This is a genomic window from Sphingomonas sp. Leaf230 (assembly GCF_001421745.1).
GTDB lineage: Bacteria > Pseudomonadota > Alphaproteobacteria > Sphingomonadales > Sphingomonadaceae > Sphingomonas.
The window spans coordinates 550279-575932 of record NZ_LMKW01000001.1; the positions used below are offsets into that span (position 1 = coordinate 550279).

Annotated in this window: 18 protein-coding genes; 14 read left to right on the forward strand and 4 right to left on the reverse strand. The window is 66.3% G+C overall.

Annotation, left to right across the window (positions count from 1 at the left end; all coding sequences use genetic code 11):
• Positions 1-113 precede the first annotated feature (113 nt).
• Positions 114-875 (forward strand): alpha/beta fold hydrolase, encoded by a 762-nt coding sequence (locus ASE82_RS02535; protein WP_235524441.1) that lies wholly within the window; start codon positions 114-116, stop codon positions 873-875.
• 206 nt (positions 876-1081) lie between these two features.
• Positions 1082-2911, forward strand: coding sequence for a M2 family metallopeptidase (locus ASE82_RS02540; protein WP_056058436.1), 1830 nt, complete (start codon positions 1082-1084; stop codon positions 2909-2911).
• Positions 2912-3174: 263 nt separating this feature from the next.
• On the opposite strand, the gene ASE82_RS02545 is transcribed toward ASE82_RS02540, so the two are convergent.
• The 3 genes from ASE82_RS02545 to ASE82_RS02555 all read right to left on the reverse strand — a co-directional run bounded on the left by ASE82_RS02545 (position 3175) and on the right by ASE82_RS02555 (position 5860).
• Positions 3175-3669, reverse strand: coding sequence for a hypothetical protein (locus ASE82_RS02545; protein ID WP_056058440.1), 495 nt, complete (start codon positions 3667-3669; stop codon positions 3175-3177).
• 64 nt (positions 3670-3733) lie between these two features.
• Positions 3734-5170, reverse strand: coding sequence for an AMP nucleosidase (locus tag ASE82_RS02550; protein WP_056058443.1), 1437 nt, complete (start codon positions 5168-5170; stop codon positions 3734-3736).
• 210 nt (positions 5171-5380) lie between these two features.
• On the reverse strand, positions 5381-5860 hold the full coding sequence (locus ASE82_RS02555; protein WP_056058446.1) for a peroxiredoxin: 480 nt from the start codon (positions 5858-5860) through the stop codon (positions 5381-5383).
• 109 nt (positions 5861-5969) lie between these two features.
• On the opposite strand from ASE82_RS02555, the gene ASE82_RS02560 reads away from it, so the two are divergent.
• The 10 genes from ASE82_RS02560 to trxA all read left to right on the forward strand — a co-directional run bounded on the left by ASE82_RS02560 (position 5970) and on the right by trxA (position 23062).
• Complete coding sequence (locus ASE82_RS02560; RefSeq protein ID WP_056059560.1) at positions 5970-6530, forward strand: YqgE/AlgH family protein; 561 nt, start codon at positions 5970-5972, stop codon at positions 6528-6530.
• 227 nt (positions 6531-6757) lie between these two features.
• Positions 6758-8218, forward strand: coding sequence for an adenosylhomocysteinase (gene ahcY / locus ASE82_RS02565; protein ID WP_443025060.1), 1461 nt, complete (start codon positions 6758-6760; stop codon positions 8216-8218).
• 184 nt (positions 8219-8402) lie between these two features.
• Entirely contained in the window at positions 8403-11510 is a 3108-nt protein-coding gene (locus tag ASE82_RS02570) for a TonB-dependent receptor domain-containing protein (RefSeq protein WP_235524457.1), read from the forward strand.
• Between the two features lie 138 nt (positions 11511-11648).
• A complete protein-coding gene (locus ASE82_RS02575) occupies positions 11649-14009 on the forward strand; it encodes a sensor histidine kinase (RefSeq protein ID WP_056058452.1) in 2361 nt (786 codons plus the stop codon).
• Between the two features lie 124 nt (positions 14010-14133).
• Positions 14134-14577 (forward strand): tRNA (adenosine(37)-N6)-threonylcarbamoyltransferase complex ATPase subunit type 1 TsaE, encoded by a 444-nt coding sequence (gene tsaE / locus ASE82_RS02580; protein WP_056058455.1) that lies wholly within the window; start codon positions 14134-14136, stop codon positions 14575-14577.
• A complete protein-coding gene (locus tag ASE82_RS02585; protein ID WP_165895473.1) occupies positions 14574-15554 on the forward strand; it encodes an aminoglycoside phosphotransferase family protein in 981 nt (326 codons plus the stop codon). The genes tsaE and ASE82_RS02585 overlap by 4 nt, the downstream gene beginning before the upstream one ends.
• Complete coding sequence (locus tag ASE82_RS02590; RefSeq protein ID WP_056058461.1) at positions 15551-16306, forward strand: nucleotidyltransferase family protein; 756 nt, start codon at positions 15551-15553, stop codon at positions 16304-16306. Before ASE82_RS02585 ends, ASE82_RS02590 begins: the two co-directional genes overlap by 4 nt.
• Positions 16299-19259 (forward strand): double-strand break repair protein AddB, encoded by a 2961-nt coding sequence (gene addB / locus ASE82_RS02595; protein ID WP_056058466.1) that lies wholly within the window; start codon positions 16299-16301, stop codon positions 19257-19259. The genes ASE82_RS02590 and addB overlap by 8 nt, the downstream gene beginning before the upstream one ends.
• Positions 19243-22674, forward strand: a complete 3432-nt coding sequence (gene addA, locus ASE82_RS02600; protein WP_056058468.1) for a double-strand break repair helicase AddA — start codon at positions 19243-19245, stop codon at positions 22672-22674. The genes addB and addA overlap by 17 nt, the downstream gene beginning before the upstream one ends.
• A 64-nt stretch (positions 22675-22738) precedes the next feature.
• Positions 22739-23062: a thioredoxin TrxA gene (gene trxA / locus ASE82_RS02605; RefSeq protein ID WP_055877560.1), complete on the forward strand. Its 324-nt coding sequence runs from the start codon at positions 22739-22741 to the stop codon at positions 23060-23062.
• A 53-nt stretch (positions 23063-23115) separates the two neighbouring features.
• Here trxA and argJ read toward each other — a convergent pair whose 3' ends face one another.
• Positions 23116-24342, reverse strand: coding sequence for a bifunctional glutamate N-acetyltransferase/amino-acid acetyltransferase ArgJ (gene argJ / locus ASE82_RS02610; RefSeq protein WP_056058473.1), 1227 nt, complete (start codon positions 24340-24342; stop codon positions 23116-23118).
• 207 nt (positions 24343-24549) lie between these two features.
• Between argJ and ASE82_RS02615 the strand changes: the two genes are divergently transcribed.
• Together ASE82_RS02615 and ASE82_RS19220 are read left to right on the forward strand one after the other, a co-directional pair.
• Positions 24550-25281 carry an energy transducer TonB gene (locus ASE82_RS02615; protein WP_162236666.1) on the forward strand — a complete coding sequence of 244 codons (732 nt, stop codon included), beginning with the start codon at positions 24550-24552 and terminating at the stop codon, positions 25279-25281.
• A 53-nt stretch (positions 25282-25334) separates the two neighbouring features.
• Entirely contained in the window at positions 25335-25586 is a 252-nt protein-coding gene (locus ASE82_RS19220) for a hypothetical protein (protein WP_156348727.1), read from the forward strand.
• Positions 25587-25654 lie beyond the last annotated feature (68 nt).

Sequence of the window (25654 nt, forward strand, 5' to 3'; positions counted from 1 at the left end):
GTTTTCGTTTGGGGCGGGCTCGCTCGACGTTGGAAGCCGCGGAAGACGAGGGCGCGGGTTGACTTGGGCGGCGGCGGCTACGAATTGGCGGCGAACCAATGCAGGATGTGACCGTGGCCAGCACCCCGACCGAGACGCAGTTTTTCGAGAGCTTCGACGGCACGCGGCTGGCGTGGCGCGAGGTCGGCGAGGGACGGCCGGTGGTGCTGATCCACGGCTATTTCTCCGACGCGAAGACCAACTGGATCCGCTACGGCCACGCGGCCAAGATCGCCGCCAAGGGTTTCCGGGTGATCATGCCGGACCTGCGCGCGCACGGCGAAAGCGGGAAGCCGCATGGGCTAGAGGCGTATCCGGCGGATGCGCTGACGCAGGATGGCCACGCGCTGGTCGCGCATCTCGGGCTGACGGACTATGATCTTGGCGGGTATTCGCTGGGCGCGCGGACGACGTCGCGGATGCTGGCGACGGGTGCGACGCCGCGGCGCGTGATCTTCTCCGGCATGGGTCTCGAAGGGCTTACCCAGACGTCGCGCCGGGCCGGGCATTTTCGGAATATCCTGACCAGGCTGGGGCAGCATGTGCAGGGTACGCCGGAGTGGCTGGCGGAGGCGTTCCTGAAGACGACGGGCGGCGATCCGGTCGCGCTGCTGGGTATCCTCGAGACGTTCGTCGACACGCCGCTGGATTCCGTGAAGGCTATACAGCAGCCGACGTTGGTCGTGTGCGGAGGCGAGGATCAGGATAATGGCTCGGCACCGGATCTGGCTGCGGCGTTGCCGAACGGGACGTATGTCGAGACTCCGGGCGGTCATATGAGCGCGGTGGTGAAGCCCGAACTCGGCCAGGCGATCGCGGACTTCCTTGCAGGCTGACGCCCCGTCCTCGATCCTCCCCCGCCAGGGGGAGGTGGCTGGCGCTTGCCAGACGGAGGGGGAGGTAATCGACCACCTCCGTTGCGCGTTCCTCCCCCTCCGTCGCCTTCGGCGCCACCTCCCCCTGGCGGGGGAGGATTGGAAAGATCGGCGTTGACCAGACGGGGTCGGATGCTCACTCTGGAGGCATAATCCAGGGGAAGATCATGATCCGTACCGTCTCTCTGATCGCGCTCGCGTGCGCGATTGCCGTGCCCGTGTCCGCGCAGGCCCAAACCGCACCCGCCGCAACCGGCAAGCCGACCGTCGCGCAGGCGGACGCGTTCGTCGCCGAGGCAGAGAAGGCGATGGTCGCGGCCTCGCTGGATGCCAACCGCGTGGCGTGGGTCAACGCGACCTACATCACCGACGACACCGACGCGCTGGCGGCGAAGTCGGGCGCGGAGATGACCGATCTCGGGGTGAAGTATGCGCTCGGCGCCGCGCGCTATGCGTCGCTGCCGGGGCTGTCGTTCGATACCAAGCGCAAGCTCGATTTGCTACGCGGTGGGCTGACGCTGCCGGCGCCGACGCGGGCAGGCGCTTCCGAGGAACTGTCGACGCTCACCACCAAGATGTCGTCCTCCTATGGCAAGGGCATGGGGACGCTCGACGGCAAGCCCATCAACGGGTCGGATATCGAAGCGGCGATGGGCTCGACCCGCGATCCGGCCAAGCTGACCGAGATGTGGACGAGCTGGAACGACAAGGTCGGTGCGCCGATGCGCGGCGACTATGCGAAGATGACCGCGATCTCGAACGAGGGCGCGCGCGAACTCGGCTACAAGGACGTCGGCGCGCTGTGGCGCTCGGGCTACGACATGACGCCCGAGCAGTTCGCGGCGCTGACCGACACGATCTGGAAGCAGGTCGAGCCGCTCTACATGGCGCTCCACACCTACACGCGGTGGAAGCTGAACGAGAAATACGGCGACGCGGTGCAGGCGAAGACCGGGCCGATCCGCAGCGACCTGCTCGGCAACATGTGGGCGCAGGAATGGGGCAATATCTATGACATCGTCGCGCCGAAGGGGGCGGGGGATCTGGGCTTCGATACCGGCGATCTGCTGAAGGCGAAGGGGTATGACCCGCTGAAGATGGTGAAGCAGGGCGAGGGCTTCTATTCGTCGCTCGGCTTCGCACCGTTGCCGGAGACGTTCTGGAAGCGGTCGCAGATCACCAAGCCTGCCGACCGCGATGTTATCTGCCATGCGTCGGCGTGGAATATCGACGCCAAGGACGACATCCGGATCAAGATGTGCACGAAGGTGAACGCCGACGACTTCGTCACGATCCACCACGAGCTCGGCCACAATTACTATCAGCGCGCGTACAAGGCGCAGCCGTTCCTCTACGCGAACGGTGCGAATGACGGCTTCCACGAGGCGATCGGCGATACCGTCGCGCTGTCGATCACGCCGGATTACCTGGTGAAGATCGGTCTGCTCGACCAGGCGAAGGTGCCGAGCGCGGACAAGGACATCGGCTTGCTGCTGCGCCAGGCGATGGACAAGGTCGCGTTCCTGCCGTTCGGGCTGCTGATCGATAAATGGCGCTGGGGCGTGTTCTCGGGGCAGATCCCGGCGACCGGCTATCAGGCGGCGTGGGACGCGTTGCGGCTCCAATATCAGGGGATCAAGCCACCGGTCGTACGCGACGAGACCAAGTTCGATGCGGGCGCGAAATATCACATCCCGGCGGCGGTGCCGTACACGCGCTACTTCCTGGCGCGGGTGTTGCAGTTCCAGTTCTACAAGGCGGCGTGCGATCAGTCCGGCTGGAAGGGGCCGCTGCATCGTTGCTCGTTCTACGACAACAAGGCGGTGGGCACGAAGCTGAACGCGATGCTGAGCATGGGGCAGTCGAAGCCCTGGCCGGATGCGCTGCAGGTGTTCACCGGCAGCCGCGAGATGTCGGGCGCGGCGCTGGTGGAGTATTTTGCGCCGCTGAAGGCTTGGCTTGACGTGCAGAACAAGGGGAAGCCGACTGGGTGGTGAGGGGGTAAACCTGACCACTCCAACTTCTAGTGCCCCCGCGGAGGCGGGGGCCCAGGGTTACGAACGCTTCCGTGGTTTAGCTGGGCCCCCGCCTCCGCGGGGGAACAATCGGCAGCGGCACTCTCTCGTTTTTACCACCCCGGCGAAGGCCGGGGCCCAATTGGGAAACGCCGCTAACAGAGTGATGCGGTTCGTTACTCAAGACGTTCCAATTGGGCCCCGGCCTTCGCCGGGGTGGTGTATTAATCTGGGAACGGGGATGCTTACTCCGGGACCGTCCCAGGATCGGCGATGCCGGCGTCGAACGACTTCGACGAGTCCGTCCCGTCAGCCTGATGCGCGTGCGTACCCTTCGGTTTGGGCGCTGTCTGAGTCTTCGGCGTACTGCCGCGTAAAGTCAGGAGAGCCCCAACCGCTGCGCCAGCAACCGCAACACCGCTGAAGATCGCGGCAGCCCCCCATTTGCCGCGGGTCTTCTCCGGAGGCTTGGCGACCGCGACCGGCGTGGCCGTATTGCGTGCAGGCACCGGGCGGGGCGTGCTGCGCTTGGTCGAGCGCGGCTTTGGCGTCGGCTTGGCCACTGGTTTCGACGACGCGGCGGTGACAGGCTTGTCCGCAACCGGCACGGGCTTGGGCGCGACCGGCTTGGCGGACGACGTCGCCGCCGGAGCCGCCTTCGGTGCGCTCGTCTTGCGCGGTGCGCGACGGCGGGCGGCGGGCTTCTTTGCTTCCGTATCGGGCGTGTCGGTGTCGGCCACTTCTATCTTCCCTCAGCAATGATTCCGGAAGCGTAACGCATTCCCGTGCGATCCGCTCCGGTTTTTACCGGAACGGCGGCTCGTCGAACGCGCGCAGCTTGCGGCTGTGGAGCTTCGAGCCTTCCAGGCGGAGCTGTTCGCAGGTCTCGATCCCGATCCGCAGATGCTCGCTGATCGCGCGCTCGTAGAAGCGGTTGGCCTGGCCCGGCAGCTTCAGCTCGCCGTGGAGCGGCTTGTCCGAGACGCAGAGCAACGTGCCGTAGGGCACGCGGAAGCGATAGCCCTGCGCGGCGATCGTCGCGGACTCCATGTCGATGCCAACGGCGCGGCTGAGCGAGAAGCGCAGCGCGGACTTCGAGTAACGAAGCTCCCAGTTGCGATCGTCTGTCGTGACGATCGTGCCGGTGCGGAGGCGACGCTTGAGTTCCTCGCCCGACTGGCCCGAGACGATCTCGGCGGCCTTGGCCATCGCGAGCTGGACTTCGGCGATCGCGGGAATCGGGATTTCTGGCGGCAGGACATCGTCGAGGACATGGTCGTCGCGTAGATACGCGTGCGCGAGGACGTAGTCGCCGATCCGCTGGCTCGGGCGCAGGCCGCCGCAATGGCCGATCATCAGCCATGCTTCGGGACGCAGAACCGCGAGATGATCGCAGATCGTCTTCGCGTTCGACGGCCCGACGCCGATGTTGACCAGCGTGATGCCGGTGCGGTCGTCCGCCATCAAATGATAGGCGGGCATCTGGTGACGGCGCCAGGCGCTGTCGGAGATGATCTTGTCGATGTCGTCGCCCGACGAGATCGTGATCCCGCCCGCGCCCGACAGGCTGGTGAAGCGCGAGCCTTCGCCCAACTGCGTGCCGGCCCAGCGGACGAACTCGTCGACATAGCGGTGATAGTTGGTGAACAGCACGAAGCGCTGCGCGTGTTCGGCGGGCGTGCCCATGTAATGGCGCAGGCGGGCAAGGCTGAAATCGGTGCGCAGGCCGTCGAACAGCGCGAGCGGACGCGTCTCGTCCTGCGCGATCCAGAGGCCATCGGCGATCTCGTCGCCGATATGCGCGAGCTCGGTCGCGGGGAAGTGGCGCGACAATTCAGTGGCGGATACCTCGTCGAGGCTCAACGCGTGGCCCGGTTCGATCACATAGGGGAACGGGATTTCCTGGCGACCCTCGACCGCTTCGACGGTGACGTCGTAATCCTCGATCAGCAGCGTCAGCTGTTCGGTCAGATATTCGGCGAAGATCGCGGGCTTGGTGACGCTGATGCGGTATTCGCCCGCGTTGACCAAGCGGCCGAACGAGCGGAGCGGGGTGGGCCGGTCGACGCCGCCTTTATAAGTCAGCCGGATTTCGGGATAGGCGAACGAGCCGTCGGTGCGGCTGACCGGATCTGGCGTCGTGCCGTCGGCGATATAAGCGCTCATGGCAGCTTGGAGGCGCTCGACGGAGGCGCGGTAGAGGCGGTCGAGTTCGGCGACGAGGTCGGATGCGATTGTCATCGGGCAGTGTTAGGTGGCGGAGGTTACGGTGGCAAGACCACCTGAGGGGTTGGGTGAAACCTCGGCGATAAAGCCATTCCCCTCCCTGAAAGGGAGGGGTTAGGGGTGGGTCGCTCTCGAGGGAACGCTGGCACGCGCCCCAGACCCACCCACCCCCGGCCCCTCCCTTCCAGGGAGGGGTGAAGATAGCATGCTCCTCGCCGGGGAGGATCAGATTTCGCTAAGCAGATGCTCTGCCGAACTAACCTTGAACTCGCCCGGTGCCTCGACGTTCAGCTGCTCGACCACGCCGTCGTTGACCACCATCGAGTAACGTTGGCTACGCGTGCCCATGCCGAAGCCCGAGCCGTCCATCGTCAGCCCGATCGCCTTCGCGAAATCGCCATTGCCGTCCGCGAGCATCGTGATGTCGCCGGCACCCGCCGACTTGCCCCACGCGCCCATCACGAACGCGTCGTTGACCGAGACGCAGGCGACCTCGTCGATGCCCTTGGCCTTCAGTTCGGCTTCCTTCTCGACGAAACCGGGCAAGTGCTTGGCCGAGCAGGTCGGCGTGAACGCGCCCGGGACCGCGAACAGCGCGACCTTGCGGCCCTTGAAGAAGCTGTCGGTATCGACCTGGTCGGGGCCGTCTGCGGTTGCCTTGACGAGATTGGTGGTGGGAAGCCGGTCGCCGACGCTGATCGTCATCTGAAATCTCCTGTCGCCGCGCATTGGTCGCGGGSGAGCCGTACCTTGGACGCGGGCGCGCGTATTTCAAGCGTGGCGGGGGCTCGTCCGCGTCGCTATGTTCGAACGCATGGACAAGACGCCCTTTCTTTCCGGACAATTCCTGCTCGCGATGCCGGGGATGAGCGATCCGCGGTTCGCCCGCGCGGTGATCGCGATGTGCAGCCATGACGAGAATGGCGCGATCGGCATCGGGATCGGTGCTACGATCGACGGACTTGGTTTCCACGACCTGCTCGAACAGTTCGGGATCGAGCCGGGCGATGCGCCGAACGCGCCGGTGCATTTCGGCGGGCCGGTCGAGCCGCGGCGCGGGTTCGTCGTGCATTCGTCCGACTGGGGCGGGCAGGACTCGGTCGACGTCGCCGGCCGGTGGAAGCTGTCGAGTACGGTCGACGTGCTGCGCGCGATCGCCGAGGGGAAGGGTCCGTCGGAATGGGTCGTGGCGCTGGGCTATGCCGGCTGGGATGGCGGACAGCTCGAGGGTGAGCTGTCGCGGCCGGGGTGGTTCAACGTGCTCGGCGATACGGAATTGCTGTTCGATACCGCTGCGGAGGATCGGTGGACGCTTGCCTTCGCGCAGGCCGGCGTGGATCCGCGGTTGCTGGTGGCGGAGACGGGCACGGCCTGACTTCTGCTCCCCTCCCTGGAAGGGAGGGGCTGGGGGTGGGTCGGCCGGTTGGCTAGCTGTGCGCCCGCCTCAAACCGACCCACCCCCAACCCCTCCCTTCCAGGGAGGGGAGTCGAAGAAGGGCGATGCAGCTAACGCGAACGGCATCCCCGAGCATCATATAAAGATATCTTTATATTTGATTTGAGCCCCTCGATCCCCTAAGTGACACGGCATCCGGCACGGGCATGAGGCTCGCCGATCACAGAATTTCCAGGAGACCCATCGTGGCCACCACCCTCGCCCCCGCGAAGACCGATTACGTCGTCGCCGACATCAGCCTCGCCGATTTCGGCCGCGCCGAGATCAACATCGCCGAGACCGAGATGCCCGGCCTGATGTCGCTGCGCACCGAATTCGGCGCCGCGCAGCCGCTCAAGGGCGCGCGGATCACCGGTTCGCTGCACATGACGATCCAGACCGCCGTGCTGATCGAGACGCTGACCGCACTCGGCGCCGACGTTCGCTGGGCGACCTGCAACATCTTCTCGACGCAGGACCATGCCGCAGCCGCGATCGCCGCATCGGGCGTGCCGGTGTTCGCGATCAAGGGCGAGAGCCTCGCGGATTACTGGAACTATGTCGGCGACATCTTCTCGTGGGATCGCGACGTCGAGGGCCAGACCGCCAACATCATCCTCGACGACGGCGGCGACGCGACGATGTTCGCACTCTGGGGCGCCAAGCTCGAAGCCGGCCACACGATGCCCGAGCCCGAGAACGAGGAAGAGGTCGAGATGCAGCGTGCGCTCAAGGCGTACGTCGCGAAGAACCCCGGCTATCTCACCGAGACCGTCAAGAACCTGAAGGGCGTCTCGGAAGAGACTACGACGGGCGTTCATCGTCTTTACGAGATCGCCAAGAAGGGCGAGCTGCCGTTCCCCGCGATCAACGTCAACGACTCGGTGACCAAGTCGAAGTTCGACAACCTCTACGGCTGCAAGGAATCGCTGGTCGACGCGATCCGTCGCGCGACCGACGTCATGCTCGCCGGCAAGGTCGCCTGCGTCGCCGGCTTCGGTGACGTCGGCAAGGGCTCGGCCCAGTCGCTCCGCAACGGCGGCGCGCGCGTGATGGTCACCGAAGTCGATCCGATCTGCGCACTGCAGGCGGCGATGGAGGGCTTCGAGGTCGTGACGATGGAAGAGGCCGTGAAGCGCGCCGACATCTTCTGCACCGCGACCGGCAACGCCGACGTCATCACCGCCGATCACATGAAGGCGATGAAGCCGATGTCGATCGTCTGCAACATCGGCCACTTCGACTCGGAGATCCAGATCGCCGCGCTGTCGAACTACGACTGGACCGAAGTGAAGCCCGGCACCGACCTGGTGAAGTTCCCGGACGGCAAGCAGATCATCATCCTGGCGAAGGGTCGCCTGGTGAACCTCGGTTGCGCCACCGGCCACCCGTCGTTCGTGATGTCGGCCTCGTTCACCAACCAGACGCTCGCGCAGATCGAACTCTGGACCAAGGGCGAGAACTACAAGAACGAAGTCTACGTCCTGCCCAAGCACCTCGACGAGAAGGTCGCGATGCTCCACCTCGAGAAGCTCGGCGTGAAGCTGTCGAAGCTTTCGGACAAGCAGGCCGGCTACATCGGCGTGCCGGTCGAGGGCCCGTTCAAGCCGGACCACTACCGCTACTGATCTTAGGGATTTAGTAGGGTTTTCGAAAGCCGCGTCCGCGATTAGGCGGGCGCGGCTTTTTCGTTACGCATCCGTGTTGCAGCTCTGCAACATGTTTGTAATGTTTTGCTGCCCGGATTGAAAAACGGGCAGGAAAGGTGTCCTTCTGACCTCAGTAAAAGATTGGGTTCAGGGGTTATTTAATATGACTGGCATGCCGATCCGGAAGTCCGGATTGTTCGTAACAGCGTCGACGGTGGCGTTCGTATTAGTCTCAATGATCCCGGCAGCGGCGCAGACTGCAACACCGGTTGACGCGCAAAGCCAGGCGCCCGGCACCGATCCAACAGCTCCGGTTGGTTCGGACACTACGACGGGCGCAGTTGCACAGACAGTGGCGGCCGAAGCCAATGCCGGCAGCGAGATCGTCGTCACCGGTTCGCGCATCGCGCGGCCGACGCTCAATTCGCCTATCCCCGTCACCACCGTGACGCAGGCCGACCTGACGCGGACCGGCGCTGTCGTGATCGGCGACGTGCTGAACGACCTGCCGTCGCTGCGCTCGACCTACAGTCAGGCGAACTCGACCCAGTTCATCGGTACTGCCGGCATCAACCTGCTCGATCTTCGTGGTCTTGGGCCATCGCGTACGCTGGTTCTCGTCAACGGCCGCCGTCACATCACCGGATCGACCGGCGAGTTTCTCGTCGACACCAACACGATCCCGACCGACCTGATCGACCGCGTCGACATCGTTACCGGCGGTAGCTCGGCGGTGTATGGTTCGGACGCCATGGCCGGTGTCGTGAACTTCGTGCTGAAGCGCAATTTCGACGGCGTATCGCTTAATGCCCAGAGCGGGATCGCGGATCGCGGCAATCGCGGTACATATCGCCTGTCGGGCACCTTCGGGACTAACTTCGCCGAGGGGCGCGGCAACATCGCGCTCGGTCTCGAATATAACCAGGCCGATCTGCTGACTTATACCGACCGTCCGGGGTTGACCGGTGCCTATGATGGCCGGAACCAGTTCCAGCGTGTCGCGACCAACGCGTCCGGTCAGCCGCAGCGGACTTTCCTAACGGGTGTCCGTAGCTTCGGCTATGACAATGGCGGCAACTTCATCGCCTATAACGGCGGCAATCTGCTGGGCTGCGGTGGTGGCGTAGCTGCTGCCTGTCGTGCGAACGGCGCTCCCCGCGTGTTCGGCTTCGGGTCGAACGGGCAACTCTCCGAGTATAATTACGGGAATGATTTCCGCCCGGTAGGCTCGAACAACAACCAGAACGGCAGCGGCGCGACGCTGACCGATATGGGTACGTTGGATCCGTCGCTCAAGCGCTACGTCGCAAACCTGATCGGCCATTACGACGTATCGGAAGCGTTCAAGCCGTTCTTCGAAGCGAAGTTCGTGCGCGTTGAAAGCTTTGCCCAGTCGAGCGGTACGTTCAACCAAGGTGGATCGCAGGGGACCGATGCCGAGGGCGAGACGTATCTTGGTGGGGGCGTGCCGATCGCGTTCGACAACGCGTTCCTCAATCCTCAGGCTGCGGCGACCATCCGGTCGTTGTTGCCGGCAGGCTCCGAGTATTTCCGCCTCAATCGCAACAACACCGATCTCGGCACGCGTGATGAGGCCGATCGTCGCGATACCTATCGCATCGTCGTCGGTGCAGAGGGGACTTTCAACGACGACTGGAAGTATGATTTCTCGATAAACTACGGCGAATTCCGTACGAAGTCGAAATTCTACAACAACCAGTTCCAGTCGCGCTTCTACAACGCGATCGATGCGGTCCGTAACGGGGCCGGCCAGATCGTCTGCCGCATCAACCAGGCGACTGTCGTCGATCCGTCGTGCGCTCCGCTCAACATCCTGGGCGGGGGGCGGGCTAGCCAGGCCGCGCTGAACTACATCAACACGACCTCGACCAGCCGCGGCAAGGCGACTGAGTTCGACGTGACGGGCAACATCGTCGGGGATAGCTCGCAGCTGTTCGAACTGCCCGGCGGTCCGGTCCGGTTCGCGGTCGGCGGCGAGTATCGTCGCGAAACGGCGTTCTCGGCGTATGACGATACCATTAAGGGCGGCGACACGTTCTTCAACGTCATCCCCGACTTCCGTCCACCCGCATTCGCCGTGAAGGAAGCGTATGGCGAGATCGAAATTCCTCTGTTGAAGGACATCAGCTTCGCCAAGGAGCTGACGATCAACGCTGCAGGTCGTGTCGCGGATTACAAGGGGTCCACGGGAACGGTCTATGCCTATAACTTCGGCGGGATCTATGCGCCGATCAACGACATCAAGTTCCGCGTGAACTATTCGCGGTCGGTCCGGGCGCCTACGCTTGGCGATCTGTACGCTTCGAACAGCCAGGACTTCCCGCAGCTCGACGATCCGTGCGATGTCAACTTCATCACCACGGGGCGCTCGACCCGTGCTGCAAACTGTGCGGCAGCAGGTGTTCCGGCTGGTTTCATCAACAGCACGGCCCGGGCTGGTTCCACTGAAATCCTGTCAGGCGGCAATCCCAACCTACAGGCGGAGAAGTCACGGAGCTGGACCTATGGTGCGATCTTCCAGCCCAGCTTCCTTCCAGGCTTTGCGCTCACGGTCGATTATTACGACATCAAGATCAACAAGGTCATCAACGCTGTCGACGCACAGACGATTCTCGATGCCTGCTATGACGCTCCGACGCTGACCAACCAGTTCTGCAGCCTGATCAATCCGCGCCAGGCGAACGGCCTGTTCGCACGGCCGGCGCTGTTGCAGAGCACGGTCAACTTCGCCGCGCTCAAGGCCAAGGGCATTGATTTCGACGCCAGCTACAACCGCCGGTTCGGTGCGGACACCAAGGCTGCGGTGCGCGTGGTGGGGACCTGGGTCCGCGACCGGACCGACTTCCCGTATCTCGACGAGCCGAGCCGCCCCGACCGGGTGAAGGGCGAGCTTGGCGATCCGATCTGGAACGTCAACGCATCGGTCGACCTGACGCACAAGAACTTCACGATCGGCTATCAGGTCCGCTATATCGGCCGCCAGTCAATCACCGATTGGGAGGCGCAGCACGACACAAACGGCGTTCCTGCGCTCAACCCGAACTATGCCGACGTCGTCTATTATCCGAAGGTGTTCTATCATGCGGTTCGCGCGTCGGTCGACGTCGACAAGCGCTTCACCTTGTACGGCGGCGTCGATAACCTGACCAATAAGAAGCCGCCTTACGGTCTGCTCGGCAATGGCGATGGCGACGCGATCTACGACAACATTGGTCGCGCGATGTACATCGGCGCTTCGGTGAAGCTGTAAGCGTAAGCCAGGTTCTATCGGTTAGATCGAGAAGGGCGGTCCTTATGTCGGGCCCGCCCTTTTCCTTGTCTCGTGGCTTTCCCCTGGGGGACGGTTTAGCCTACATGGTCCGATGATGTCGCTACGGGCTTCCCGATAATGGTCCTGGGGATCGGTGCCGCCGTGATGGTAGGGGCGTTGCTGCTCCTGGTGATCCTCGCCGGCTTGGTACTGCTATACATCGGACTGCAAGCCCGTTCCGACGCCGCGGAAGTGATAGAGGTGCGCGCGCAGTTGCAGACGATCCTCGATGGATCGCCGGCGATCGTGACGGTGATCCGTTCTGGCGGGCGGATCGAGATGACGCAGCGGATGGCGGACTGGCTTGGGCTTGGGGCGCCGCCTCGGTCGATCGCGGAGCTTGCTGCCGGGGGGACGGGGCTGTCTGCCGACGATGCAGCGCGGCTTATTGCCGACGTCACGGCGGCGCAGCGGTCGGGGCGGGCTTTCGTGCGGTCAGTGCGGTTGCAGGGTTCGACGCGAGCGATCACGTTTCGCGGTGGGCGCGCGCCGGGCGAGATGGGCGCGACCGGGGCGGTATTGCTCTGGGCGTTCGATGCGACCGACAGCGAGGCGGAGATCGCGCGACTTGGTTCCGAGACCGCGCGACTCGGTGAGGCGTATGAGTCGCTGACGGGGCTGATCGAGGCGGCACCGATGCCGATGTGGTATCGCGCGACCGACTTGCGACTGGCGATGGTGAACTCGGCCTATGTCGACGCGGTCGAGGGGCGCGATGCCGCGGACGTCGTCGCGCGTGGGCTGGAACTGGTCGAGGGATCCGGGCGTGGCGGGCCGCTCGCTGGTGCTGCGGTCGCGCGCGAGCAGGGACGCCCGCATCAGCAGGTCCTGCCCGCGACGATCGACGGTGCGCGACGGTCGCTGGAAATCTACGACGTACCGTTGCCGAGCGGCGGGGTGGCCGGGTTTGCGATCGATATCGAGGAACTGGAACAGGCACGGTCGGGCGCCAAGCGCTTTGCCGAAGCCCAGCGTGCGATGCTCGACCGGTTGTCGGCGGGCGTGGCGCAGTTCGGCGGGGATCGGTCGCTCGTGTTCTGCAACCAGCCGTTTCGGCGGATGTTCGCAATGCGGAGCGAATGGCTCGCCGATCGGCCCGAGTTCGACCGCGTGCTGGAGCGGATGCGCGAGGCGAACCGCCTGCCCGAAGTTCGCGACTTTCCAAGCTGGAAGGCGGAGCGGCGCGACTGGTTCATGCAGACCGGCTCGGCCCAGGGTGGCGGCGCGATGGAGGAGAATTGGCACCTGCGCGGCGGCACGCACCTGCGCGTCGTCGCGCAGCCGCTTCCCGATGGCGGCTTGCTGCTCATCTTCGAGGATCGCACCGAGCAGGTCCAGCTTGCCAGCGCGCGCGACACGTTGCTGCGGGTGCGGACGGCGACGTTCGACAACCTGTTCGAGGCGCTCGGCGTGTTCGCGGCGGATGGTCGGTTGCAGCTTTGGAACAACCGGTTTCGCGCGCTGTGGGGCCTGGAGGAAGAGTTTCTCGCCTCGCACCCCCGCGTCGACGCTTTTGCCGAAGCGGCGGGGGCCAAGCTTGCGACACCTGGCCGGTCGGCACTGATCCCGGATCTCGTGCGATCGGCGACGGTCGGGCGGCAGCAACGCGGCGGGCGCGTGGCATTTGCGGACGGGCGGCATTTCGAGTTTGCCGGCGTGCCGTTACCTGACGGGAATGCGCTGTTCACGATGCTAGACATCACCGACAGCCGCCGCGCGGAGCAGGCGTTGCGCGATCGTGCGGATGCGCTCGAGGCGACCGACAAGGTGAAGACCGCGTTCGTCGCGAATATGAGCTATGAACTGCGCACGCCACTGACGTCGATCAGCGGGTTCGCGGAGATGTTGCATGGCGGATATGCCGGCGCGCTGACGCCGCAGGCCGAGGGCTATGTCGGGGCGATTCTCGAGTCCGTCGAGCGGCTGGGGTTGCTGGTCGACGACGTGCTCGACCTGACGCGCGCGGAGAGCGATCGTGCGGAAACCGATCGCAGCGACGTGGACCTCGCAGCTACCGTGCGCGCCGCGGCGGAAACGATCCTGCCGTCGGCCAAGCGACGTAAACTCGACTTCGCGATCGAGGTCGCGCGCTCGACGGGCCGCGTGAACGGCAATCCGAAGCGGCTGAAGGAGGTCGTCGAGCATCTGTTGCGCCATGCGGTCGCGGCGACGCCGGACGGCGGGCGGGTGCTGCTGCATACCGACGGTAATGCGACGTCGGCGCGGATCGTGGTGTCGGACGATGGGGTTGGGATGGATGCGGAGGCGGTGGCGCATGCGTTCGACCGGTTTGCGGAGTCGAAGCCTATGGGGGATCGCGCTCTGGGTCTCGGATTGCCGTTGGCGAAACAGTTCGTCGAGGCACACGGCGGGACGATCGAGCTTATGTCCGAACCCGGCGCCGGCACGCTGATCACCGTCGAGCTACCACGCCGATGAGCGCCGATCTTCTGCCCCCTCTCCCCTCCGGGGAGAGGGTCGGGGTGAGGGGTCGCCGAGCAGCGCAGCGCCTCGAACGGCCCCTCACCCAACCCTCTCCCCGAGGGGGAGAGGGCTCGTGCGCATGATCCGTCTACCCGACCCGCAAGCCACCGAAGCGTTCGGGGCTATGCTTGCCAAGCGCGTTCGACCCGGCGACGTGATCACTCTTGTGGGCACGCTCGGCTCCGGCAAGACCAGTGTCGCCCGCGGCCTCCTCGCCGCACTCGGCCTCGCCGGAGAGGCACCATCGCCCAGCTTCGCGATCGTCCAGCCCTACGAGCCACCCGAAGTGCGCTTTCCCGTACTGCACGTTGACCTCTACCGCATCGACGACCCCGCCGAGATCGAGGAACTCGCGCTCGACGACGCGCGCTACGATTCGCTCCTGCTGGTTGAATGGCCGGAACGCGCAGGCCCGGATTACTGGCCGGATGCGCTTCGCCTGAGCCTGACGATCGAGCCGGACGGCACGCGCAGCTTGACTATCGGCGTGCCGGAAGCTTGGAAGTCGCGATGGCCGACATGACCCCGCCGCCCGGCGCCGCCGCTTTTCTCGACGTTCATGGCTGGGGTGGGGCACAGATCCTTCCGGTCGCGGGCGACGCGTCGTTCCGGCGCTATTTCCGCGCGATCGAGAGCGCCGAACAGGGTGGGCGCCAAGCGATCCTGATGGATGCGCCACCGCCGCACGAAGATCCCCGCCCGTTCATCGCCATCGCCGAATGGCTGGTCGAGCGCGACTTCGCCGCGCCCGCCATTCTGGCGTGTGACCTCGACCAGGGGCTCGTGCTGATCGAGGATTTTGGCGACGATAGATTGCGTGAGGCGGTCGACGCGGCGCCCGCGGACGAACTGTCGCTCTACGGGCCGGCGATCGACTTGCTGGTGCGGTTGCGCGCCGAGCCGGCTGGGCCGGTCCCCCCTTACGATCGCGCGGTGCTGAAGCGCGAGGCGGGGCTATTCGTCGAATGGTACTGCCCGGCGGTCGGGGTCGAGCCAGATCTGGCTGGCTGGGCCGCGGCATGGGAGGCAGTGTTCGATCACGCCATCGCCGAGACTCCGGTCACGGTTTTGCGCGATTATCACGCCGAGAACCTGATGCTCGTCGGACCGGCGCGGTCGCTCGGGTTGCTCGATTTTCAGGACGCGCTCGCGGGGCATCCGGCCTATGATTTGGTGTCGCTGTTGCAGGATGCGCGGCGGACGGTCGATCCGGCGGTCGAGGCGGCGATGCTGGCGCGATATCGTGCGGCGGCGGATGCGGGAGACGAGTTCATGAACGCGTATCACGTGCTCGGCGCGCAGCGGAATGCGAAGATCCTCGGCATCTTCACGCGGCTGTGGAAGCGCGATGGCAAGCCGCATTATGCGACGATGTGTCCGCGTGTGTGGACGTATCTGGAGCGCGATCTGGCGCAGCCGGTCATGGCGCCGGTCGCGGCGTGGTTCGCGGCGAACGTGCCGCCCGCGAAGCGCGGCGATCCGCTGGCCTTGAGCGCGTGACTCGCCAGCAGACGATCCGGCCCGTCCCTCGCGGTGTCGTGCCCGAAACGGCGATGGTGATGGCGGCGGGCTTGGGCAAGCGGATGCGCCCGCTGACCGCGACGCGACCAAAGCCGCTGGTTCAGGTCGCGGGCAAGCCGTTGATCGACCACGTGTTCGAGCGGTTGCAGGCCGCCGGGATCAAGCGCGCGGTCGTCAACGTGCATTACTTGGCGGACACGCTGGAGGCGCACGTCACCGACCGGTTCGCGGGGATCGACGTCGTGATCTCCGACGAGCGGAAAATGCTGATGGAGACGGGCGGCGGGCTCGTCCAGGCGCGGCATCTGCTCGGCGACGCGCCGGTGCTGGTGGTCAACAGCGACAATCTCTGGATCGACGGGCCGGTCGACGCGATCAGGCTGCTCGCGTCGCGCTGGGACGACGCGAAGATGGACGCGCTGCTGCTGATGGTGCCGCTCGCGCGTGCCAACAATCACGGCGGGATGGGCGATTTCTATCTCGGCAGCGACGGGCGGATCGTCGGGCGGCGCAAGCCCGGCCGGGTCGCGCCATTCGCCTATACCGGCATCCAGATTCTCCACCCGCGGTTGATCGCCGACTGGCCGGAGGGGCCGTTCTCGACCAACATCTTCTGGAACCGCGCGATAGCCGCCGGCCGCGCCTACGGCCAGGTCCACCAGGGCCTGTGGTTCGACGTCGGCACGCCCGCCGCGATCCCGAAAACCGAGGCAATCCTCGCGGATGGCTGACGTCGCCACGGCGGATCGCCCGACGCTCTACACGATCCCGGCGCACCGGGCGTTTGCTGACGCGCTGGTCGCCGGGCTGACGCGGCGGGCCGGGCGCGATCCGCTGGCGCTCGCCCGTGCGCTCGTCGTGCTGCCGAACAACCGCGCGGTGAAGGCGGTGACCGAGGCGTTCGTCCGCGCGAGTGGCGGCGGGCTCGTCCTCCCGCGTCTGGTGGCGCTGGGCGATCCGGAGATGGGCGAGGCGGTCGGCGCCGCGCTCGACCCGGCGGACGACATCGATCCGCCGCTGCCCGCGGTACCGCCCTATCAGCGGCGCATGATCCTAGCGCGACTGGTGTCGGAAGAGCGCGCGCGCGAAGGCCATCCGGTCGATGTCGCCGAAGCGGTGCGCCTCGCGGGCGAACTCGCGCGGACGCTCGATCAGTTGCTGGTCGAGGAAGTGCCGCCGACCAAGCTCCGCGATATCGAGCTCGGCCCCGAACTGACCGAACACTGGCGGCGCGCGCTGGCGACGTTCGAGATCGTGCTGCAACGCTGGCCCGGCGAACTCGCGCGGCTTGAGCGGATCGACGCGGCGACGCGGCGTTCTGCGCTGCTCGACCGACTCGCCCAGCGCTGGCGAAGTGCACCGCCAGCCGGCATCGTCTGCGCGGCCGGCGTGACCGATTCCGCGCCGGCGGTCGCGCGCCTGCTCCGCTGCATCGCCGACATGCCACAGGGCATGGTGGTATTCGCCGGCCTCGACCTCGCGCTGCCCGACGAGGAATGGGACGCGCTTGGCCCGCACGATTCGAACCCGGTCACCGGCCTCACGCGGCGCTCGATCGAAACCCATCCGCAGTTCGATGCCAAGCTGATGCTCCTGCGCATGGGCGTCGCCCGAGGCGAGGTGCAGACATGGCGCGAGGGCGGCGGGCACGATGCCGACCCCGCGCGCGGCCGGGCGATCGCCAACGCGCTGGCGCCTGCCGACTTCACCGGTAAATGGACGCAGATCGCGGCGGAGGATCGCCGCTTGAAGGGCGTGACCGCCGCCGAACTCGCCACGCCCGCAGAGGAAGCGCAAGCGATCGCGCTCGTTCTGCGCGAGGCGTTGGAAGTGCCGGAGCGGACCGCCGCCCTCGTCACGCCAGATCGCGCGCTCGCACGGCGCGTGGCGGCGCATCTCGGGCGCTGGGGCATCGGCATCGACGACAGTGCAGGGCGGCCTCTGTCGATCCTGCCGCCGGGCACGTTGCTGCTCGCGTTGGCCGAAGCAGCAGCGCAGCGCTTCTCCCCCCTCGCGCTGCTGGCATTGCTGAAGCACCCGCTGGTCCGTGCAGGCGAGGATCGCTTGCTATGGCTCGACGGCGCACGCGCGCTCGACCGACGGTTGCGCGGGCCAAGGCCGGCGGCGGGGCTCGACGGGATCGCCGGACATCTGGAGGAGCGTAAAGGCACGGCGGCGACATGGTGGACCGACGTCCAGCCTTTGCTGACGCCGCTGGCGAACGCATTCGATCAGGGGCCGCAGCCGTTGGCGTCGGTGCTCGCCTGCCTGCGCGAGACGGCGCAGACCTTGTGCGGCGACAATCTCTGGTCGGGGCTTGCAGGGCGTGCGGCAGCGGAGTTCCTCGCCGATCTGGAAGCCGAAGCACCTGGCGGACCACCGCGGATCGATCCGCGCGAACTACCGCAATTGCTGCGGACGCTGCTCGACGAGGTCGCGGTGCGGCCAGCGCCGGGGGGCCATCCGCGACTGGCGATCTACGGGTTGATCGAGGCGCGGTTGCAGACCGCCGACGTCATGGTGCTCGGCGGGCTGAACGAAGGCGTCTGGCCGGGGCGGCCTGCGCCCGATCCCTGGCTGGCGCCGCGCATCCGGATGGAGCTAGGGCTGCCGGGCTTGGAACGCCGAGTCGGCACCGCGGCGCATGATTTCGCGCAAGCTTTGGGCGCGCCTCGAGCAGTAGTCACCCGAGCGCGGCGAGATGCGAAGTCGCCGGCTTTGGCTTCGCGTCTCTGGTTGCGGTTGCAGGCGCTCGCGGGCGATCGGTTCGAGCGGGCATCGGCACTGGAAGGCTGGACGCGAGCGCTAGACGATCCGGGCGAGCATCTCCCCACCGACCGTCCCGCGCCGTCGCCGCCCGCGCTACTGCGTCCCAAGGCAATCTCCGTCACCGAGGTGGATCGCCTCAAGGCCGACCCCTACGCCTTCTACGCCCGCCGCGTGCTCGGGCTGATGCCGCTAGATCCGGTCGACGCGGACCCCAGCGCGGCGTGGCGCGGGACGGCGGTGCACGACATCCTCGAGCAATGGTGGAAGCAGGACAACTGCACCGTCGACACGCTCCGGCAGCGCGCGAAAGCGATGCTCGACGACGAGCGCACGCACCCGATGATGCGCGCGCTCTGGCAACCGCGCCTGCTCGAAGCGATCGACTGGATCGCCGGCGCCATAGTCGCGCAGGGCGAGGACGGCCGGACGGTCGCCAGCGCCGAGGGCAAGGGCAAGATCGAGATCGCCGGCGTGACCTTGTCGGGCCGCTACGACCGCATCGACAAGCTCCCCGACGGACGCCTCGCGGTGATCGACTACAAGACCGGCAAGCCGCCTTCGCCCACCGCCGTCCGCGCCGGCTACAGCCTTCAGCTCGGCCTACTCGGCCTGATCGCCGAACGCGGCGGGTTCGAGGACGTGCGCGGCACCGCCGGCGCGTTCGAATATTGGTCGCTCGGCAAGAAGCGCGACGCGTTCGGCTATATCGAGAGCCCGGTCGATCCCGAGGGCAAGCGCGACAAAATCCCGACCGCCGAATTCACGTCAATCGCCGCGCACAACTTTACCGAAGTCGTCGGCGAATGGCTGACCGGCAGCGCCGCGTTCACCGCCAAGCTCGTCCCCGAATACGCCCCCTATGCCGAGTATGACCAGCTTATGCGACGCGACGAATGGTATGGCCGTGAGCGGTGATGCGCTCGCCACGCTGCCCCGGCTAAGGGGCGCGCAAGCCGATGCGAGCAATCCGGCGTCGCACGTCTGGCTGTCGGCGTCGGCCGGCACCGGCAAGACGCAGGTGCTGGCCGCCCGCGTGTTCCGACTGCTGTTGCGCGGCGTCGATCCCGGCGCGATCCTGTGCCTGACCTTCACCAAGGCGGGCGCGGCGGAGATGGCGCAGCGCATCAACGGGCGGCTCGCCGCATGGGTGCGGATGCCCGCGCCGGCGCTGGCGGCGGACCTGATCGCGCTCGGCGAGAGCCCAGTCCAGGCGTTGCAGGACCGCGCGCGCACCCTGTTCGCCAAGGTGCTAGACGCGCCGGGCGGGGGTTTGCGTATTCAGACGATCCACGGCTTCTGCCAAGGGCTGCTTGCTGCGTTCCCCGTCGAGGCTGAGCTGACGCCAGGCTTCCGACCGCTGGAAGCGCGCGAGGAAGCCGGCCTAGCACGCGAAGCGCTGGCGTCGATGTTGTCGGATGCCGAGCGCGAGGGACGCGAGCGCCCGGTCGAGATCGTCGGGCGGCTGTCACTTCGCATGGGGGAGGGCGGGGCGGAGGCGTTCCTGCTCGCCTGCGCCCGTGCGCTGCCGGCTCTGGAGGCCGTCCCAGTCGGGATTCAGCCCTGGCTCCGGCGCGAACTCGGGCTTCCGTCCGGAGACATCGACGAGGCGATCGCAGAGTGGTGCGACGCGCTCGACCTCGACGCGATCGCGCGTATCGCGGCGGCCAATCGCGCGTGGGGGACCGCGACCGGTCAGGCCGCAGCGGCCACCGTACAGCGCTGGCTCGACTCCGAAGATCGCGCCGCGACGCTGGACGAGCTCGCCAGCGTCGTGCTCACCGGCACGGGCACCCAGCGCAAAGCGTCGAAGAAGTTGATCGATGCCGAGCCTGACTACGAAGTCCTCGCGCATGACCTGGGCGAGGCGTGCACCGACGTGCTGTCGATGGTGCAGCGCGCGACCTATTGCGACCTGCTCGCCGACGGGCTCGAGGTCGGGCGCGATTATGCGCGCGGCTATGCGCTGGCCAAGCGGCGCGCGGGGGCGGTCGATTTCGACGACCTGATCGCGACGACGGTGGCGTTGCTCGACCAGCCGGGGATCGGCGAATGGGTGCGCTACAAGCTCGACCAGGCAACCGAGCACCTGCTTATCGACGAGGCGCAGGACACCAACGGCCACCAGTGGCGGATCGTCCGTGCGCTTGCGGACGAGTTCTTCGTCGGCCGCGGCATCTATGCGCCATCGACGCGCACCCTGTTCACGGTCGGTGACTACAAACAGGCGATCTTCGGGTTCCAGGGCACCGATCCGCTCAATTTCCAGGCGGCCGAACAGTATTTCGGCGGCCGTGCGAGCGAGGCGGAGGGCGACGACGACTGGCCCGAAGAGGAGCGCGGCCTCCCTTTGGCGCGGCTATCATTGCGGCACTCGTTCCGGTCGACGCGGACCGTGCTGGAGTTCGTCGATGCGGCGATCGATGCGATCGGCGAGCCGGGGCTCGGGATCGCGGGCGAGGTCGAACAGCACGCCAGCGAGGTTGCCGGTCCGGGCACAGTGACCTTGTGGCCGCCGGTCTCGGCAGGCGGCAGCGAGGACGACGAAGAGGGCTGGGTCGACGACGCGGTGCGCAAACTCGCCAGCGATATCGCCCGCGCGGTAAAGGGCTGGCTAGCGCACGACACGGGGCTCATGCTGGAAAGCAAGGGCCGGCGGTTGCGCCCCGAGGATGTGATGATCCTGGTCAAGCGCCGCGGCGACCTCGCCTCACTGATCGTCGCGCGGCTCTATGCCGAGGGTGTCCCAGTTGCGGGCGTCGATCGCCTGAGGTTGAACGCGCCACTGGCGGTTCAGGATCTCCTCGCGACGATCCGTTTCGTGTTGCAGCCGGAAGACGACCTGTCCGTCGCGGCTCTGCTAGTGTCGCCGTTGATCGGCTGGACGCAGGACGAACTGATGGCCGCCGCCCCGCGCGAGGCCGGGCCGCTGTGGCGCCACTTGCAACGCACGCAACCCGCGACGCGACTCGCCCCCTTGCTGGCGATGCTAGCGCGCGCCGACATCGCCACGCCGTATCAGTTCCTGGAGGAACTGTTGTCGGGCCCGCTCGACGGACGCCGCAAACTGATCCGGCGGCTGGGCACCGAAGCGCGTGATCCAATCGAGGAACTGCTCAACGCCGCGCTGACGTTCGAAAGCACGACGACACCGTCCCTGCAGCGCTTCCTCGACTGGTTCGATCGCGGTGATGTCGAGATCGTCCGCGATCCGTCGGCACCGCTCGATGCGGTCCGCGTGATGACTGCACACGGCGCCAAGGGCCTGCAGGCGCCGCTCGTGATCCTGGCGGATGCGACGGCGGACCCGTCGGCGGCGCCGCGCTCGATCCTGAAATGGGCACCCGAGCCTGGGGCCGCGCCGATCCCGGTGTTCCGGCCGCGGTCGAGCGAGCGTGGCGGCCCGCTGGATGCGGTCGTATCGGCCGCCGAGCAGCGCGAACTGGAGGAGCATTGGCGGCTGTTCTACGTAGCCGCCACGCGCGCCGAAGAGCGGCTGGTGATCGCCGGTGCGCTCGGGCCGCGTGCGAAGGGCATGCCGCCGGAGAACAGCTGGTACGCGGCGTCCGACCGCGCGTTGACGGCGCTCGAGGTACCGGTGGGCGAGGGCGCGCGGACGTTTGCCGGGGTCGAGCCTCAGCCTGCGGTGATCGCCAAGGCTTCGGCTTCGGTCGAGATTGCGGCGAATGCGCAGTTGCCGGCCTGGGCGCATGAACCCGCACCGCAAGAAGCGCGTCCGCCTCGTCCGTTGTCACCGTCTGCGCTGGGCGACGACGCCGTGTCCGATCCACCGCCGACGCCAGCGATGCGCGTCGCGGCGGAGCGGGGGCGGCTGATCCATGCGCTGTTCGAGCGTTTGCCGGCGGTTGCTGCCGTTGAGCGCGCGACGGCAGCGGACCGCTGGCTGGCGAAAGCAGGTGGCGTCGACAATGCCGCAGCACGGTCCGAAATCGTGCAGAGCGTGGTCGCCGTGCTCGACGATCCGCGCTTTGCCGAGCTTTTCAGCGCGGATACGCTCGCCGAAGCGCCGATCGCCGCCACCCTCGCGAACGGCATGGTGGTGTCGGGAAAGGTCGATCGCCTACTGATCGAAACCGATCGCATCCGCGTCGTCGACTTCAAGACCGGGCGCCGCGCACCGCACGGCCTCGACGACGTGCCGGAATACCATCTGAAGCAGATGGCAGCCTATGCCGAAGCCTTGGCCGTGATCTTTCCGGGGCGGTCGGTTGAGGCAGCCTTGCTGTACACGGCCGGCCCGCGGTTGATCGTGCTGGACGACGAGACGCTGGCCGCGAACAAGCCGCACTATCGGCCCACGGAGCAAAGCTAGCGCCCCGGTGGTTGAGCGCACACGCGAGCGACCTTAGATACGACTCAACCAAGGAGAATTCACGATGGCGACCAAGCAGATCACCGATGCCAGCTTCGATGCGGACGTACTGAACGCCGACGGCCCCGTGCTCGTCGATTTCTGGGCGGAATGGTGCGGCCCGTGCAAGATGATCGGGCCGTCGCTCGAGGAGATTTCGGAAGAACTCGGCGAGAAGGTGACGATCGCCAAGCTCAACATCGACGAGAACCCCGACGCGCCGGGCAAGTACGGCGTCCGCGGTATCCCGACGATGATCCTGTTCAAGGGCGGCGCACCCGCGGCAACCAAGGTCGGCGCGGAGCCCAAGGGCCGGCTGAAGGCCTGGCTTGAGGGTGAACTGGCGTAAGCTAAACTTCCGCCGTCATCCCAGCGAAAGCTGGGGTGACGGCATTAGCGGTATCAGCTCCGATAGTCGGCGTTGATCGAGATGTAGCCGTGCGTGAGGTCGCAGGTCCAAACTGTGGCGCGGCCTTCGCCTAGCGCCAGATCGACGCCGATTTCGATCTCGTTGCCCTTGAGATGCGCAGCGACCGGAGCCTCGTTATAGCCGCTTAGTGCCAAGCCACCCTCGGCAACCTGCGTATTTCCGAACCGGATCGAGAGCGTGTCGCGATCGGCTGGTTCGCCGGCCTTGCCGACTGCCATGACCACGCGCCCCCAGTTCGCGTCCTCGCCGGCAATCGCGGTCTTCACCAGCGGTGAGTTGGCGATGCTCATCGCGATGCGGTGTGCGCTGCGGTCGCTGTCGGCACCGGTCACCTGGATCTCGATCAGCTTCTGCGCGCCTTCGCCGTCGCGAACCACCAGCATGGCGAGTTGATGGCACAGGTCCGCCAGCGCTGCGCGGAAGGCGTCCGCCCCCACGCTGTCATCGTCCGCCAGTTGGACGTTACCGGCTTTGCCCGTCGCGAACGCGAGTACCGTGTCGCTGGTCGAGGTATCGCTGTCGACGGTGATGCACGAGAAGCTCGGCGCGTTCGCCTTCGACAGCGCGGCTTGCAGGAACTCCGGCTCGACCGCGGCGTCGGTGAAGATGAAGCCGAGCATCGTCGCCATGTCCGGCGCGATCATCCCCGAACCCTTGATGATCCCCACCAGCGAGACAGTGCGATCGCCGATCACCGCGGTCGTCACCGCGCCCTTGGTGAAGGTGTCAGTCGTCATGATCGTCGCGGCGGCATCCTCCCAGCCGCACGGCGCCGCAGCGAACGCCGCGTCGAGCCCGGCTTCGGCCTTGTCGATCGGCAACGGCACCCCGATCACGCCGGTCGAGGACACGAACACGTCCGAAGGCTGGCACCCGAGATGCGCCGCCGTCCGCGCCGCGATCGCCTCGACCGCCGCGCGGCCACGTGACCCGGTAAACGCGTTCGAGTTCCCCGCATTCACCACGAGCGCGCGCGCCTGCCCAAGCGTCAGCGCAGCCCGGCACCACTCCACCTCAGGCGACGGACATTTGCTCTGCGTCAGCACGCCCGCGACCACCGTTCCCGGCTCCAGCGTCACGAACGTCAGGTCGCACCGATCCCAGGTCTTGTACTGCGCACGCGCGACATGCAGCGCGACTCCGTCGATCGCCGGCATGGCGGGGAAGGGTAGGGCGAGGGGAGATGTGGACTCGGTCATGCCTGCCATTTGCCGCTTGTGCCCGGCGGCTGCAACGGCTTGGTTGCGCGCCGGATCATTTCGGGGGATTCGTCAGTGAGGATATACGGGGTTGTCACGGGACTGGCGTTGTTCGCGAGTGTACAAGTCGAAGCTGCGCCCGAGCCTGTCGCGCCAAAACCTCGGATCGAACTGGCGACGTTGTTTGGGTCCGACGCGTATCCGCCGTTGGCGATTACCCTTGGCGAAGACGGGCTGGTGGTAGCGGCGTTGACGATCGATTCGCTGGGCGCGGTAACGGCATGCCGGATCGTCACGTCCTCCGATTCGACGTCGCTCGATGCCGCGACGTGCAGGATCATGACCGAGCACAAGACGGCGTTCTCTCCCGCGTATGATGCCGAGGGCAACGCGGTCGCGGGATCATACACCTTGAAGACCCGCTGGATTTTGCCCGAACCGCCACCCAGCCCCTTGAACAGCGTGGGGCAGCGGTTAACCCTGTTGCTGTCCAACAAAGCCGTGATCAAACGCTGTGAGCTTCGCGACATGCCCGGCAATGTTGCAGTCGAAGCAATGACCATGTGCGCGGGGTTTCGTGAATACGTGGCCGCGATGATCGGCGGCAACCCGGAGACCTCGCCACCGGGCGACGTAGAGGTCCTGGCGCTGATCGACCGGACGATCGGACAGGCCGCACCTTTGTCTGGTGCGATGCCCCCCGGAATCACGCTCATTCAGGACGCTGGCAGCGAGTTCGTGGTCCAGCCCGATGGCACGCGTACCGGTTGCACGCCGGTCTCGACTATGGTCGTTGAGACGACGGACGAGGAGGATGCGAAGTCCGCCGACCCGTGCGCCAGCGCGGAGCGGTTTGTCGCGCATCAGGGTGCGCCGATCAAGGTGCAGGACCGGATGCAGATGGGCTATCGGCTGATCGGGCGGCTCGTCGGGAAATGATCACCGGACGACGGATGGACCTTGACGACGTGTTCGCATAAAGCCGGTCCCGCATGAACCTGCTGCTACTCCTCTCTGCCCTGCTCTCCGCGCTGACCGGTGCGGTGCCGGGTATGCGTGGGCAGTCCGCCCAAGCAGTGGTGCAAGGCAACGTCTGCTCGCAGTCGATAGCAGCAACGCCGGCCAAGGTCTTGATAAGGCCCGTATCTGGCCTTCCCGTGCTGCCGCAGGTTGCCGTCGCCACCACGCTGCGTACGATAGCAATCGTCTCGCTACCGCTATGGGCAGAGCGCCGCCGCGAATAGCGTCTTGGTGTGACCTTATCGTAACCTTTGGATCCGAGCGATCCGCTTCCGCGTGCGCCCACCGTGTG

Coding starts and splice junctions, on each gene's coding strand:
- ASE82_RS02540 (WP_056058436.1), top strand. CDS start 1,082: ATGATCCGTACCGTCTCTCTGATCGCGCTCGCGTGCGCGATTGCCGTG.
- ASE82_RS02550 (WP_056058443.1), bottom strand. CDS start 5,170: ATGACAATCGCATCCGACCTCGTCGCCGAACTCGACCGCCTCTACCGC.
- ASE82_RS02555 (WP_056058446.1), bottom strand. CDS start 5,860: ATGACGATCAGCGTCGGCGACCGGCTTCCCACCACCAATCTCGTCAAG.
- ASE82_RS02560 (WP_056059560.1), top strand. CDS start 5,970: ATGGACAAGACGCCCTTTCTTTCCGGACAATTCCTGCTCGCGATGCCG.
- ahcY (WP_443025060.1), top strand. CDS start 6,758: ATGAGGCTCGCCGATCACAGAATTTCCAGGAGACCCATCGTGGCCACC.
- ASE82_RS02570 (WP_235524457.1), top strand. CDS start 8,403: ATGACTGGCATGCCGATCCGGAAGTCCGGATTGTTCGTAACAGCGTCG.
- ASE82_RS02575 (WP_056058452.1), top strand. CDS start 11,649: ATGGTCCTGGGGATCGGTGCCGCCGTGATGGTAGGGGCGTTGCTGCTC.
- tsaE (WP_056058455.1), top strand. CDS start 14,134: ATGATCCGTCTACCCGACCCGCAAGCCACCGAAGCGTTCGGGGCTATG.
- ASE82_RS02585 (WP_165895473.1), top strand. CDS start 14,574: ATGACCCCGCCGCCCGGCGCCGCCGCTTTTCTCGACGTTCATGGCTGG.
- addB (WP_056058466.1), top strand. CDS start 16,299: ATGGCTGACGTCGCCACGGCGGATCGCCCGACGCTCTACACGATCCCG.
- addA (WP_056058468.1), top strand. CDS start 19,243: ATGGCCGTGAGCGGTGATGCGCTCGCCACGCTGCCCCGGCTAAGGGGC.
- trxA (WP_055877560.1), top strand. CDS start 22,739: ATGGCGACCAAGCAGATCACCGATGCCAGCTTCGATGCGGACGTACTG.
- argJ (WP_056058473.1), bottom strand. CDS start 24,342: ATGACCGAGTCCACATCTCCCCTCGCCCTACCCTTCCCCGCCATGCCG.
- ASE82_RS19220 (WP_156348727.1), top strand. CDS start 25,335: ATGAACCTGCTGCTACTCCTCTCTGCCCTGCTCTCCGCGCTGACCGGT.